The sequence below is a fragment of the Bradyrhizobium sp. Arg237L genome, from assembly GCF_029990105.1.
Taxonomy (GTDB): Bacteria; Pseudomonadota; Alphaproteobacteria; order Rhizobiales; family Xanthobacteraceae; genus Bradyrhizobium.
This window is the reverse complement of the sequence record NZ_JAQMIL010000007.1, coordinates 112,461-125,531: the sequence shown is the minus strand read 5'-3', so window position 1 is coordinate 125,531 and position 13,071 is coordinate 112,461. Positions and strand designations below refer to the sequence as shown.

The window sequence follows — 13,071 nt, the reverse complement described above, 5'->3', positions numbered from 1 at the left end:
CCCATCACCATCGGTAGGTCATTGTTGCCAACACCGTGCGGCCGACCGCCCAGCGGCAACCGCCCGCCGTGCAGAGCGAGACGTAGCTACGGTCGAACACGTTGTTGACGTTCAGCGCCGCGCTCAACCCCTTCAGCTCATTGAACCGCATCCCGAAATCATAGGATAGCGCCGCGTCAAAGGTCGTGCTGGCGGGAATGATGTTGGCCAGCAGGGGGCTGTTTGCGACGATGGTCGGCACGGTGAGATTGTTGGCGTTGGTCGTGTACATGTCGCTCATGTAGCGGACACCGCCGCCGAAGCCGAAGCCGACCGCCGGACCATTCTGCACCACGTAGTTGGCCCACAGCGAGGCCGTGTGCATCGGCGTATTGGCGAGCACCTTGCCGTAGTCGACGTCCAGTGGCGCGGTGATCCGGTTGTCGAGGTAGGAGTATTGCCCGCGCAGGCTCAAGCCGGGCAGGGGGCTTCCGACCACCGATCCCTCGAAGCCTCGCGAGGTGACCTCGCCGACCTGGGCGGTGGAGTTGGGCGGGATGCCGGGGCCGGCAATCGCGCTCACCACGTTCTGCTGCTTCAGATCGTAGACCGCGGCGGTGAATATCAGGTTGTAGCCCACCGGCTGGTACTTGACGCCGACCTCGACCTGCTCGCCCGTGGTCGGCTTATAGGGCTGGCCGTTGGACAGCACACCCACGCTGGTCGGCTGGAACGAGGTCGAATAGCTGACGTAAGGAGCAACCCCGACGTCAAAATTGTAGATCGCGCCGATGCGGCCGCTCGACTTCTCGTCATTGTTGAGGACGCGGGTGCCGAGATTGAGCGTATTACCTTCGGCCCAGTCGTAGCGGATGCCGCCGAGCACGGTCAGCTTGCCGAGCTTCGCCTCGTCCTGCACATAGACCCCGCGCTGCTCGAGGTGCTGGTCCAGGTTCTGGAACGCCGATGTCGGGACCGCGATGTTCTGGGTGTAGTTTGGCGCAACGATGTCGAGCGTGTTGGTGGGGGCGAAGCGTGCCAGATTATTGAAGTCGAAACGCTGATAGTCGAAGCCCGCGAGCACGGTGTGCTGCAGCGAGCCCATGTTGAACTTGGCCTGCAGTTGGTTGTCTGCCGCGAAGGTGTTGAGGTTTTCGTTGGTGGAGAAATAGTTTCGCCTGATGGTGCGGCCGTCGGCCAGGCGGAGGGTGGGGCCGGCGCCCGTTGTTGTGAAGGCGCTGGGCTGCACCTCGATGTAATTGAGCTCGTTGTGCAGATAGCGCACGTTCTGGCGCACCGTGAAGATGTCGTCGAAGCGGTGCTCGAATTCGTAGCCGATGGTCGCCTGCTTGTATTTCAGGCTCTCATAGTTGAAGTCGCCGGCGAAGAAGTTCCGGGGAATTTGCCCATAGGTGCCCGGCACCAGCGTGCCCTGGATCGGCAGCAGCGCAAAGGCGCCGCCCTTCGGGTCCTGCCGATAGCTCGTGAGGAAGGTGATGGTGGTGTCGATATCCGGCCGCCAGGTCCAGGCCGGCGCGATCGCGTATTTCTCCTCGCCGATATTGTCGACCTGGGTGTTGGCGCTAAGTCCGATGCCGGTGACGCGGTAGAGCAGGGTCTTTTCCTTGTCCACGGGGCCGCCGACGTCGAACGCGCCCTGGATGCGGTCGAACGTGCCGGTTTGCAGCTGGACCTCGCCGAAGGGATTTTCGGTCGGGCGCTTGCTGACGAGGTTGAGGATGCCGCCGGGCGAAGCCGCGCCGTAAAGGATCGACGCCGGGCCGGTGATGAGTTCGGCGCGCTCGAGCAGATAGGGATCGATGCGCGGCGCGCCGAACGGCCCGCCCTGCAGGCGCAGGCCGTCCAGATATTGCTCGACGGCGAATCCGCGTGCGTTAGCTTGCTGGTAGCGGAAGTCGGTATCGTTGCTGAAATAGATGCCGGGCGCGTAGCGCAGGAGATCGCGGATGCTCTGCGCCTGGCGAACATCCATCTCGCTACGGGTGATCACGGCGACCGAGCCCGGCGTCGACATGATCGGCGCGTCGGTCTTGGTGGCGCCCGAGGCCCGGCTTGCGACGAAGCCGTTGGTGCCGGCGTTGACGCGCTCCGCGGTTGAGACCGTCGCAGGCCTTGACTGCGATTGCGCCGAAGGATTGGCGGCTTGCCGGTCGCGGCGCTGGCTCGCTCCACTCCGCGAAGCGGCCGCCCTGCGTTGCGGTGCCGCGCGCTGCGGGCGCGTCGGCGCATCGACCGTCACGGGCGGCAATGGAGACGCTCCGGATTGGCCGGCGGTCTGCGCGTCCACGGGCGAACCCGAGAGCAGCAGGGCGCCGAGCGCCAGCATGCTTGCAGAACCATTGAATACGTTAAATTGCGAAAACAAAATAACACGACGTGCGAGATCGTGTGCAGTCCAATGCATGTCAGTGCCCCATCCGGCGATCGCTGCGCTGGCGGAGTTGATCCTTGACCTCACGCGACGTTCGCACCCGCACGCGTCTTAGGTGTCGACACTGTCCGCGTCGAGTTGTCGCGCTTTTGAATCTTTCGAAACCGGATGCGGGATGATTCTTAGAAGGCTTCGAATATATCGGCTAACTGATCGGCGATGCTTTTGAATCTGGCACACACGTACTCGCACGCGAGAACATCAGACGAGATACAATCGCGCTGAAATGCCGCAAGCTGTTGCAAATTGACCGCAACACTTTGCTGCCTTGCAGGTATCGCTATGCCCATTTCAACTATCTGGTTGGGAATAGTTGGTAGCTATCGCGGGAAATCTTGGTCGCGCGAGAGTAGTTCAACGATGCGCGAATCGATGAGGCCCTGCCTGCGTCTCTCACTGCGACTGCGATTGCGATTGCCATTGGCCGGGACGGCCGGCCTGCTCGACCTTGACTGCGACGGTGAGCGTCTCGGTGCCGCCGCCATAACGGGTGCCGCGCACCGGGGCGGCGCCGAGATAGTCGAGACCGACGGCGACGCGGGCGTGGGCATCGGTGGTGCAGATGCCGTTGGCGGCATCGAAGCCAATCCAGCCGAGACCAGGCACATAGGCTTCCGCCCAGGCATGGCCGGCGGCCTGGTTGACCGTGCCGTCGGAACGGAAGAAGTGGCCGGAGACGAAGCGGGCCGGCACGCCGCCGGAGCGCGCGCAGGTGATGAAGATATGCGCGTAGTCCTGGCACACGCCGCGCTTCAGCGCGAACGCTTCCGCCGCCGTGGTGCCGCTGTTGGTCGGGTCCTCGTCGAACGCCAAGCCCTCGTAGATTTGCACCATCAGCGCATGCAGGAACCCGAGCACATCGCCATCGGCCTCCGAGCGCAACTCGCGGGTGAGGGCGGCCATCGCCGGATTGACCTCGGTGAGCGCGGTCGGGCGCAGGAACAGGCTTGGCGGAAAGCGCTCGTCGGTGCCGCGCAGCACGCCGCCGGTGTCGTGGGTCTCGATCTGCCCCTCGCAATGGATGGTGAGGTCGGCGAGCGGGCCGTGGGTCAGCACATGCGTGACATTGCCGAACGCATCCTCATGCGTGTCGAGCCTGCTGTCGGTCGAGACGTCGATCTGCCAGTCCGCGACGTACTGACCGTCATGGCTCGTCGGCGTCATCCGGAGGATCTGGATCACGCCGGAAGCCTGGGGCTCGTAGCGATAGGTCGTGGTGTGGGCAATTCGCAGGCGCATGGCGTACCAACATCAGGTTGGGATCGTCATGCCCGGGCTTGTCCCGGGCATCCACGTCCTCATCACTTGGCCGGCATAGCAAGACGTGGATGGCCGGGACAAGCCCGGCCATGACGGGCGGGCGTGTGGCTGCGGGCATCTTAGCCCATTAAATCAGATATTGCCTCGTTATGATCTCACCCAGGCGTGAATTGTCTGCGATGAACTCCTGGATGAATTCATGCACGCCGTGCTGGAAGATATCGTCCATATGGCTGTGCTCGAGCCTGTTGCGGATGCCGCGGGCGTGGCGCTGGGCGGCACCCTGGCGGCCATAGGCGACGCCGATCTGGTCGAGGTTGCGCACCAGGTTGCCGTAGCAGCTCGCCAGCGACCGCGGCAGCGTGTCGTTGAGGATCAACAGGTCGGCGATCAGCCAGGGCTTGAGCGTCTCGCGATAGACCCAGTGATAGGCCGTCAGCGCCGACACCGAGCGCAGGATCGAGGTCCACTGGTAATAGTCGAGCGGGCCGCCGATATGCTCCTCCTCGGGCAGCAGCACGTGATATTTCACGTCGAGAATGCGCGCGGTGTTGTCGGCGCGCTCCAGATGCACGCCCAGCCGCGAGAACCAATAGGCATCATTGCGCAGCATGGTCCGATAGGCCGAGCCGTCGAAACGCAGCGATGTCTCCTGCACGAAGCGCAGGAACTTTGCCAGATCCTCTCGACTTCCGGTGCCCTTGGACCAGACCGCCTGCAGCTCGATCCAGGCGGCATTGATGGTGTCCCACATCTCGCTGGTCAGCGCTGTCCGCACCGAGCGCGCATTGAGCCGGGCCGCCTCGATGCAGTTCTTGATCGAGGAAGGATTGTCTGATGCGAACGACAGATATTCGACGACGTTCGCCTCGTTGGCTTCCTGGTAGTGGTTGTAAAAACTCTGGCCGACGCCGGCGGTCATCAGCGCCGAATCCCATTCGTTGGTCTTGCCGATATAGGCGGCCGGCAGCGCCGTGACGCGCAAGGTGGCGTCGATGGTGCGCGCGAGATATTCCGCGCGCTCGACATAGCGGGCGAGCCAGTACAGGTTTTCGGCGGTGCGCGACAGCATGCGAAAGCTAAACCCTCTACTCGTCCAATATCCAGGTGTCCTTGGTGCCGCCGCCCTGGCTGGAATTGACCACGAGCGAGCCTTCCTTCAGCGCCACCCGCGTCAGCCCGCCCGGCACGATGGTGACGCGCTCGCTGCCGGTCAGCACGAACGGGCGCAGATCGACATGGCGCGGCGCCAGCCCTTTTTCGGAGCAGGTGGGGCAGGTCGACAGCGCCAATGTCGGCTGGGCGATGAAGCCTTCGGGCTCGCGCTTGAGCTTGTCGCGGAACGCCTCGATGGTTGCTTTCGTCGCGGCCGGCCCGATCAGCATGCCGTAGCCGCCGGAGCCGTGCACTTCCTTCACGACGAGGTCGTCGAGATGGTCGAGCACATAGGCAAGATCCTGCGGCTCGCGGCAGCGCCAGGTCTGCACGTTCTTCAGGATCGGCTCTTCGGAGAGATAGAATTTCACGATGTCGGGCATGTAGGAATAGATCGCCTTGTCGTCGGCGATCCCGGTCCCGACCGCATTGGCGAGCGTGATATTGCCGGCGGCATAGGCCGACATCAGCCCGGGCACGCCGAGCGCGGAGTCCGGGCGGAAGGTGAGGGGGTCGAGGAAATCGTCATCGACGCGGCGGTAGATCACGTCGACGCGTTTCAGCCCCTCGGTCGTGCGCATGAAGACTTCATCGTTCTTGACGATGAGGTCGCGCCCTTCGACGAGTTCGATGCCGAGCTTGTCGGCGAGGAAAGAATGTTCGTAATAGGCTGAGTTGTAGATGCCGGGCGTCATCAGCGCCACCGTCGGCTCGGCCGCGGCACCACGCGGCGCGACCGAGCGCAGCGCCGCCAACAGCTCGTCCGGATAGCGCTCCACCGGCGCGACACGGTGACGGGCGAACAGGTCCGGAAACAGCCGCATCATGATCTCGCGGTTTTCCAGCATGTAGGACACGCCCGAGGGCGTGCGCGCGTTGTCCTCCAATACGATGAAGTTTTCCGGATCGGTCCGGATGATGTCGATGCCGGCGATATGCACATACACATCGTGCGGCACGTCCTGGCCGTTCATCTCCGGGCGGAACACCGGATTCTGGAAGATCATGTCTTCCGGGATGATGTTGGCGCGCAGGATGTCGCGGCCGTGATAGATGTCGCGCAGGAACATGTTGAGGGCGAGCACGCGCTGCTTCAGCCCCTTTTCCAGGAGCGTCCATTCCTTGGCCGACAGGATGCGGGGGATCACGTCGAAGGGGATCAGCCGCTCCTGGGCTTCGGCATCGCCATAGACCGCAAAGGTGATGCCGATCCGGCGGAACAGGAGCTCCGCCTCCTGGCGGCGATATTCCAGCGCATCCGGCGGCGTCTCCGACAACCAGCGGGAGAGCTCCTGGTAGGCCTGGCGGATTTCGGCGCCGCCCTGGCCGTTCATCTCATCGAATGCAACTGCCATAAATCCCGAACGTCCTCCGAAGCCATACGCCACAGTGCATGACTTGACGGGATGGTAGCAAGGGGCGGGCCAGCGGGATATGCATTGGCTGGCGACATTTGGTATGGGTGTCTCAAGGGGCTGCTCGAAAAACCGGCTGCCACCTGCTTATTTCGGCAGCAAAGACCCGCGACTTCAAGGCGCTGCGTCGGCGGGGCCCGGGGGCGGAAAAGGGTGAGGAAGAGACCATGAGCGAGATCGTCACGGCGGGCCTTCTGGTGATCGGCGACGAGATCCTGTCCGGCCGGACCAAGGACAAGAATATCGGCTTCATCGCCGAATACCTGACCAATATCGGCATCGACCTGAAGGAAGTGCGCGTCGTCGCCGACGACGAGGACGATATTGTCGCAGCCCTGAATGCGCTGCGCCATCGCTATAGCTACGTCTTCACCACCGGCGGCATCGGCCCGACCCATGACGACATCACCGCCGACGCCGTGGCAAAGGCGTTCGGCGTCGGCATCGATCACCATCCGGAGGTGGTGGCGCGCTTCCGCGAGCGCTGGAGCGACCAGGACCTGAACGAGGCGCGGCTGCGCATGGCACGCATCCCTGATGGCGCCGAACTGATCCAGAGCGCGACCATCCTCGCGCCCGGCTTCAAGCTCGGCAATGTCGTCGTGATGGCGGGCATCCCGACCATCATGCAAGCGATGATGGATATCGTCGCGCCGAGGCTGAAATCGGGCGTGCGGATGCTGTCCGATTCGGTCCGCGCCAACGCGCGGGAAGGCGACATCGGCGGGCCCTTAAGGGAGATCGCCATCGCCCATCCCGACACCATCATCGGCAGCTATCCGTTCATGGACGAAGAGCAGCGGCCGAACACCAATCTGGTCGTCCGCTCCCGCGACCCGGACAAGCTCGCCGCCGCAATGGGCGCAGTGAAGGAGATGCTGGCAGGACTCAACGTGGTCAGGTAGTCGGCCGATCCGGCGATCGAGCGGTGCAAGGCGATGATATGGGTTCGCAGGATTTTCCTTGTCGTTCTCCTCCTGCCTTCACTTGTTGTAGCCGGTTTTGCGATCCACGCTTGGTTCGGCGGCTGCGTCGTGATTGATTTAAAATGGGAGGGATGCGGCAGCAAGGCAGCTGGATTGTTTCTGGTAAGCGTTGCTCTGCATTTCTTGACCGTCCCTCTCATGCTCACTTGGCTGATCGTGGCAGCATTCGATTTGATCGTGTTGTTGATCGCCAGGAGACGTAATACCGCGATCGACAATCGCGCCTAGATCCGAAGACATAGGAGGACCCGATGACAGGGGACGCACTGAGCGCGCAGGAACGGGCAGGCAAGGCCTTCCCGGTGTCCTGGGACCAGTTCCACCGGGACTGCCGGGCACTGACCTGGCGGCTCAATGAGGTCGGGCCGTTCAAGGCGGTGATCGCGATCACCCGCGGCGGCCTGGTTCCGGCGGCGATCGTGGCGCGCGAACTCGGCGTGCGCGTGATCGACACCGTCTGCATCGCAAGCTACGACCACACCAAGCAGGGCGACCTTCAGGTTCTGAAGGGCATTTCGGAAACAACCGCCAAGCTCGGCAATGGCACCGGCAAGGGGCTCCTGATCGTCGACGATCTCGTCGACACCGGCAAGACCGGCAAGATGGTGCGCGAGATGCTGCCCGACGCCCATTTCGCCACCGTCTACGCCAAGCCGAAGGGCCGGCCGCTGGTGGACACCTTCATCACCGAGGTGTCGCAGGACACCTGGATCTTCTTCCCCTGGGACACCGCGCTCTCGTTCCAACCTCCGATCCGCGACGGCGCGGCGTGATGGAAGGCGAATAGCGAATGGGGAATGGCGAATAGGGGGACTATTCGCCATTCGCTACTCGCCATTCGCCACCAGAAATGATTGCGGTATCGTGAGCGCTCCAATGCCCCTGCAGAACCGCGTCACCCCAACGGGCGAGATCGTCACCACGCCGCACCGCGGGTTGTTCACCGGCAACCGCGGCATCATCCATGATCCCGCCACCAGGACACTCCTGAAAAAGCGCTGGTCAAGCCCGGCGTGGCTGACATGCGTGTGCGAATTCCGCGGCCGGCGCCGCAAGGTGATGGGCGGGCGAAGCTGGACCGAATTGTTCTTTCTCGATGAAGCGACTGCGTTTGCGGCCGGCCATCGCCCATGCTTCTTCTGCCGCCGCGATGATGCCAACCGGTTTCGCGCCGCGTGGGAGCAGGGCAATGGCGCGAAAGACATCCACGCGTTCGAGATCGACGCCGTGCTGCACCGTGAGCGCCTCGACCGCGGCCGGAAGCGGCTGCATCCGCTGCCGACGCCGCTCGCGAAACTCCCCGACGGCGCAATGGTGCAGGCCGGTGAGGAGAGCTATCTGGTCGTGAGCGGCGCGCCGCTGCGCTGGTCGTTTGCGGGCTACGCGCGCGGCAACATCGATACGGATGCTGCGCTGCTGCTGACGCCGCCATCGACGGTTCGTGCCTTCGCCGCCGGCTATCAGCCCGTGCTGCATCCGAGCGCGACACAACCCGTAGCCCGGGTGGAGCGGAACGCGTAACCCGGGACAGCCGCGTCCGCGTCTACGAGCGTTCCGGGGTTACGCTGGCGCTTCACCCGGGCTACGGGGCTGCATCAGCCGAGCCGCTGCCGCGCCAGCTTGGCGCCTGCGCCGAGCGCCATCAGCTTGGCTTCCGCGATGTCGCGCCGCATCGGCGCCATGCCGCAATTGGTCGTGGCGACGATGTTGCTCTTCGGCACGAATTTCGCGACCGCCTCGATCACCGCGACCACGTCTTCCGCGGTCTCGACCACGTCGCTTGCGACATCGATCACGCCGGCCTGGACGATCTTGCCCGGCAGCAGCGCGAGCAGTTCGATCGGCACCTTCGAGTTGCGGCATTCGATCGCGACCTGCTGGATCGCGCTCTTGTCGATCACAGGAAAGGTCTCCTCATATTGCCGCCACTCGCTGCCCAGCGTCTCCTTCCAGTCGGTATTGGCCTTGATGCCGTAGCCGTAGCAGATGTGCACGGCGGTCTCGCAGGTCAGTCCCTCGGCGGCGCGCTCCAGCGCCTTGATGCCCCAGTCGCGGACCTCGTCCATGTAGACATTGAAGGCGGGCTCGTCGAACTGGATCATGTCGACGCCATCGGCTTGCAGCGCCTTCGCCTCCTCATTCAGGAGCTCGGCAAAGGCGAAGGCCATCTTGACCCGGTCGCCGTAATATTTGTCGGCGATGGTGTCGATGATGGTCATCGGGCCGGGCAGGGTGAATTTGAGCTTGCGCGTCGTGTGGGTGCGGGCGACGCTGGCTTCATCGGCATGGACACGGCCCTTGAGCTGCAGCGGCGCGACCACCTGCGGCACCATGGCCTTATAGCGGTCCTTGCGGATGCCCATCTCGACCTTGTGGGCGAAATCGATGCCCTCGACCTTTTCCAGGAAGCCGTGGACGAAATGCTGGCGCGCCTGCTCGCCCTCGGTGACGAGATCGATTCCGGCATCTTCCTGCAGCTTGAGCGCCAGCAGGGTGGCGTCGCGCTTGGCGCGCACAAGCTCGTCGCCTTGCGACTTCCACGGCGCCCACAGCGTGTTGGGTTCGGCCAGCCATTCCGGTTTCGGCAAGGAGCCTGCGATCGTGGTCGGAAACAGCATGTCTGGCCTCCCTCGGTTCGGATTGAGCGCCTGTCTGCCATGTCTTATGATCGAGGTACAGAACAACAAACGTCTTTATGACGGGACCTTTGGGGAAACCATGATCGACCTCCACTACGCGCCGACGCCGAACGGCTGGAAGATCTCGATCATGCTGGAGGAACTCGGGCTTCCCTATCAGGTCATCCCCGTCAATATCCGCGCCGGCGAGCAGTTTCGCCCGGAATTTCTGGCGATCAGCCCGAACAACCGGATTCCGGCGATCGTCGACCATGCGCCCGCCGACGGCGGCGAGCCGTTCTCGGTGTTCGAGACCGGCGCGATCCTGATCTACCTGGCGGAGAAGACCGGCCGCTTCCTGCCCACGGATATGCGCGGCCGCTCGGGGGTCATCCAGTGGGTGATGTGGCAGATGGGCGGGCTCGGGCCGATGCTCGGCCAGCACGGCCATTTCGCGCTCTACGCCGCCGAAAAGATCCCCTATGCGATCGAGCGCTACCGCGACGAGGCGGCGCGGCTCTATGGCGTGCTCGACCGTCAGCTCGGCAAGACCGGCGCCTACATCGCCGGCGACTATTCGATCGCCGACATCGCCTGCTTTCCCTGGACCATGACCCACAAGGCGCAGGGTTTTACGCTCGACGACTACCCGAACATCAAGCGCTGGTACGCCCTGGTGCGCGCCCGGCCGCAGGTGCAGGCGGGGCTCGCGATCGGCAAGTTCGTCAAGGAACCGTTCGACGAGGACGCGCGCAAGAACATGTTCGGCCAGCGCGCCAAGGAGATGTTGGGGAAGCAGTCACTACCCGTCGTTCCGGGGCGCGACGAAGTCGCGAGCCCGGAATCCATTTCGCGGTTGGTGTATGCGGATCAATGGATTCCGGGCCTGCGCCTTGCGGCGCATCCCGGAATGACGAAAATGGACACAAGCGATATCACAACAGGAAACGCCATCATGATCGAATTCTTCTTCGACTGCTCCAGCCCCTGGACCTATCTCGCCTTCCACAACATCCAGCCGCTGGCAAAGGAGTTCGGCACCGAGATTTCCTGGCGGCCGATCCTGGTCGGCGGCATCTTCAACACCGTCAATCCGAGCGTCTATGCCTCGCGTGAAACGCCGGTGCCGCTGAAGGCGCGCTACATGAAGAAGGACCTCTCCGACTGGGCACGCTCGGCTGGCCTTGCGATCAAGATGCCGCCGACTGTATTTCCCGTGAACAGTGTCAAGGCGATGCGCGGCTGCATCTGGCTCGGCAACGACAAGATGCTGCCATTCGCGCGCGCGGTGTTCGAGGCCTATTGGGGCGACGACAAGGACATTTCGCAGGATGCGGTGCTGACCGAGATCTGCAACAAGGTCGGCATCGATCCGGCAAAATTCTTCGCCGGCGTCAGTGAGCAGGCGATCAAGGACCAGCTCAAGGCCAACACTGACGAAGTGATGGCGCGCGGCGGCTTCGGCTCGCCGACCATCTTCATCGACAAGACCGACATGTATTTCGGCAATGACCGCTTGCCGCTGATCCGCGAGGCGTTGGAGCGCAAGAAGGAGCGGGCAGCCTGATGCCGAGAGCCGTCGTCTGCCGCGAGCTCGGCCCGCCCGAGCGCTTGCGGCTGGAAACATTTTCGTCCGCACCATTGAAGCCGGGCGAGGTGCGCGTCGCGATCCACGCCGCGGGCATCAACTTTCCCGACGTGCTGATGGCGGCGGGCGAGTATCAGCTCAAGCCGCCATTGCCGTTCACGCCGGGCATGGAGGCCGCCGGCGACGTGGTCGAGGTGAATGACGCAGGTCACGTCAGGGTTGGCGACAAGGTCATCGTGAAGATGCGCCATGGCGCCTTCAGCGACGAGGCGGTGGCTGCGCCGTCGCAGCTCACGCGGATGCCGTCGACGTTCGATTATGCTGAAGGAGCGACCTTCCTCGCCGCGCATGGCACGGCCTATCACGCGCTGATCGACCGTGGCCAGCTCAGGCACGGCGAGGTGCTGCTGGTGCATGGCGCCGGCGGCGGCGTCGGCCTCGCCGCGGTCGAGATCGGCAAGCTGCTCGGCGCCGTCGTGATCGCGGCCGCATCCAGCGAAGAGAAGCTTGCGATCGCGAAGGCGAGGGGAGCGGACCATCTTGTGCTCTACGAGCGCGAGCCGTTCCGCGATGCAGTGAAACGCATCACGGATGGCAACGGCGCCGACGTCGTGTTCGATCCGGTCGGCGGCGAGGTGTTCGAGAACTCGATGCGCTGCATCAACTGGGGCGCGCGGCTGCTCGTCATCGGCTTCACCGGCGGCATCGGACTTGCCCGCACCAATCTGTTGATGATCAAGGGCGCCAGCGTGCTCGGCATCCGTGCCGGCGAAGCCGTGCGCCGCAATCCGGCGCTGGGCGAGGTGCGCATCAAGGCGCTGACCGAATGGGCGGAAGCCGGCAAGGTGCGCCCGAACATCTCGCACCGTCTGCCATTGGAGGATGTAGCGAAAGCGATGCGCCTGTTGCTGGAACGCAAGGCGATCGGCCGCGTGGCGTTGATGATGGGGTGATTCTTCTCTGTCATGCCCCGCGAAGGCGGGGCATCCAGTACGCCGCGATCTCTCGGTGAATCTCAACCGCCTCTGGAATACTGGATCACCCGCCTTCGCGGGTGATGACGGGTACTGGCCTCACTTGCCCGCCTGCGCGTAGCCGAGACACGCCCGCACGATCTGGCCGCAGACGGCGTCTCGCGCCTCGCCGATGTCGGTATTCCCCGCATATTGCACCTCCGCGACCTTGCCGCCGACGAAGCGGAGTTGCACGCGGCAATATCCGGTCAGAGGTTGTCCGCCGATGTTCAGCCCGGGCGGGATCGTGAGGGCCGGCGGCGCGATTCCGCCGGGCGCGCTGGCGGCGTGCTCATACATCCAGATTTGGCCGGTGCCGTCCTTGGCGGTTCCAGTCGGCAGCCCCGCGCACATCCGGATATTTGATTGACTAAGTCCGATCAGGCTTTCCCTGCCGCGTCGCGCCCATTCGGCTTCCCGTTCGGCACAGCCGGCCAGGACGAGGGGTGCCAGGATAAGCATCCGCAGGCAAAGTCGCATCGGCACCGATTCAGTGACGGGGTTCGCACAGACGATATCGCGTTGCGGATTTGCAGTGCAGTGGAAGTGCTGCTCGCCTCCATGCGCGATCGGCATGGATCAAAAAGCGAGGTGGCACGTTATCG

12 protein-coding genes and 1 pseudogene are annotated in these 13,071 nt (G+C 63.7%); 7 read left to right on the top strand and 6 right to left on the bottom strand.

Annotated features, from left to right (window positions below):
• Positions 1–4: 4 nt before the first annotated feature.
• From OZ411_RS06335 to OZ411_RS06320, 4 genes are all read right to left on the bottom strand, one after another.
• A complete protein-coding gene (locus OZ411_RS06335; protein WP_282527228.1) occupies positions 5–2,326 on the bottom strand; it encodes a TonB-dependent siderophore receptor in 2,322 nt (773 codons plus the stop codon).
• A gap of 498 nt (positions 2,327–2,824) precedes the next feature.
• On the bottom strand, positions 2,825–3,670 hold the full coding sequence (locus tag OZ411_RS06330; protein ID WP_282527227.1) for a transglutaminase family protein: 846 nt from the start codon (positions 3,668–3,670) through the stop codon (positions 2,825–2,827).
• A gap of 148 nt (positions 3,671–3,818) precedes the next feature.
• Positions 3,819–4,763, bottom strand: coding sequence for an alpha-E domain-containing protein (locus tag OZ411_RS06325; RefSeq protein WP_282527226.1), 945 nt, complete (start codon positions 4,761–4,763; stop codon positions 3,819–3,821).
• Between the two features lie 16 nt (positions 4,764–4,779).
• Entirely contained in the window at positions 4,780–6,201 is a 1,422-nt protein-coding gene (locus tag OZ411_RS06320) for a circularly permuted type 2 ATP-grasp protein (RefSeq protein WP_282527225.1), read from the bottom strand.
• Positions 6,202–6,428: 227 nt separating this feature from the next.
• Between OZ411_RS06320 and OZ411_RS06315 the strand changes: the two genes are divergently transcribed.
• From OZ411_RS06315 to OZ411_RS06300, 4 genes are all read left to right on the top strand, one after another.
• Entirely contained in the window at positions 6,429–7,166 is a 738-nt protein-coding gene (locus OZ411_RS06315; RefSeq protein ID WP_282527224.1) for a molybdopterin-binding protein, read from the top strand.
• A 33-nt stretch (positions 7,167–7,199) separates the two neighbouring features.
• Positions 7,200–7,475, top strand: a complete 276-nt coding sequence (locus OZ411_RS06310) for a hypothetical protein (protein WP_282527223.1) — start codon at positions 7,200–7,202, stop codon at positions 7,473–7,475.
• Positions 7,476–7,498: 23 nt separating this feature from the next.
• The gene (gene gpt, locus OZ411_RS06305) at positions 7,499–8,020 is read left to right on the top strand and encodes a xanthine phosphoribosyltransferase (protein ID WP_282527222.1); all 522 of its coding nucleotides are present in this window, start codon (positions 7,499–7,501) and stop codon (positions 8,018–8,020) included.
• A 103-nt stretch (positions 8,021–8,123) separates the two neighbouring features.
• The gene (locus OZ411_RS06300) at positions 8,124–8,768 is read left to right on the top strand and encodes a hypothetical protein (RefSeq protein WP_282527221.1); all 645 of its coding nucleotides are present in this window, start codon (positions 8,124–8,126) and stop codon (positions 8,766–8,768) included.
• A gap of 74 nt (positions 8,769–8,842) precedes the next feature.
• Here OZ411_RS06300 and OZ411_RS06295 read toward each other — a convergent pair whose 3' ends face one another.
• On the bottom strand, positions 8,843–9,865 hold the full coding sequence (locus OZ411_RS06295; protein WP_282527220.1) for a methionine synthase: 1,023 nt from the start codon (positions 9,863–9,865) through the stop codon (positions 8,843–8,845).
• A gap of 100 nt (positions 9,866–9,965) precedes the next feature.
• Between OZ411_RS06295 and OZ411_RS06290 the strand changes: the two are divergent.
• From OZ411_RS06290 to OZ411_RS06280, 3 genes and pseudogenes are all read left to right on the top strand, one after another.
• Positions 9,966–10,664: pseudogene (locus OZ411_RS06290) on the top strand (glutathione S-transferase N-terminal domain-containing protein); the annotation flags it as partial.
• Positions 10,665–10,820: 156 nt separating this feature from the next.
• Positions 10,821–11,432, top strand: a complete 612-nt coding sequence (locus OZ411_RS06285; RefSeq protein ID WP_282527269.1) for a 2-hydroxychromene-2-carboxylate isomerase — start codon at positions 10,821–10,823, stop codon at positions 11,430–11,432.
• The gene (locus OZ411_RS06280; RefSeq protein WP_282527219.1) at positions 11,432–12,406 is read left to right on the top strand and encodes an NADPH:quinone oxidoreductase family protein; all 975 of its coding nucleotides are present in this window, start codon (positions 11,432–11,434) and stop codon (positions 12,404–12,406) included. Before OZ411_RS06285 ends, OZ411_RS06280 begins: the two co-directional genes overlap by 1 nt.
• Positions 12,407–12,526: 120 nt before the next feature.
• Here OZ411_RS06280 and OZ411_RS06275 read toward each other — a convergent pair whose 3' ends face one another.
• On the bottom strand, positions 12,527–13,042 hold the full coding sequence (locus OZ411_RS06275; protein ID WP_282527218.1) for a hypothetical protein: 516 nt from the start codon (positions 13,040–13,042) through the stop codon (positions 12,527–12,529).
• Between the last annotated feature and the right edge of the window lie 29 nt (positions 13,043–13,071).

Excerpts from the sequence above, each read along its gene's own strand:
- OZ411_RS06310 (WP_282527223.1), top strand. The coding sequence starts at position 7,200 with ATGATATGGGTTCGCAGGATTTTCCTTGTCGTTCTCCTCCTGCCTTCA.
- OZ411_RS06300 (WP_282527221.1), top strand. The coding sequence starts at position 8,124 with ATGCCCCTGCAGAACCGCGTCACCCCAACGGGCGAGATCGTCACCACG.
- OZ411_RS06280 (WP_282527219.1), top strand. The coding sequence starts at position 11,432 with ATGCCGAGAGCCGTCGTCTGCCGCGAGCTCGGCCCGCCCGAGCGCTTG.
- OZ411_RS06285 (WP_282527269.1), top strand. The coding sequence starts at position 10,821 with ATGATCGAATTCTTCTTCGACTGCTCCAGCCCCTGGACCTATCTCGCC.
- OZ411_RS06275 (WP_282527218.1), bottom strand. The coding sequence starts at position 13,042 with ATGCCGATCGCGCATGGAGGCGAGCAGCACTTCCACTGCACTGCAAAT.
- OZ411_RS06320 (WP_282527225.1), bottom strand. The coding sequence starts at position 6,201 with ATGGCAGTTGCATTCGATGAGATGAACGGCCAGGGCGGCGCCGAAATC.
- OZ411_RS06295 (WP_282527220.1), bottom strand. The coding sequence starts at position 9,865 with ATGCTGTTTCCGACCACGATCGCAGGCTCCTTGCCGAAACCGGAATGG.
- OZ411_RS06330 (WP_282527227.1), bottom strand. The coding sequence starts at position 3,670 with ATGCGCCTGCGAATTGCCCACACCACGACCTATCGCTACGAGCCCCAG.
- gpt (WP_282527222.1), top strand. The coding sequence starts at position 7,499 with ATGACAGGGGACGCACTGAGCGCGCAGGAACGGGCAGGCAAGGCCTTC.
- OZ411_RS06335 (WP_282527228.1), bottom strand. The coding sequence starts at position 2,326 with ATGCTGGCGCTCGGCGCCCTGCTGCTCTCGGGTTCGCCCGTGGACGCG.
- OZ411_RS06315 (WP_282527224.1), top strand. The coding sequence starts at position 6,429 with ATGAGCGAGATCGTCACGGCGGGCCTTCTGGTGATCGGCGACGAGATC.
- OZ411_RS06325 (WP_282527226.1), bottom strand. The coding sequence starts at position 4,763 with ATGCTGTCGCGCACCGCCGAAAACCTGTACTGGCTCGCCCGCTATGTC.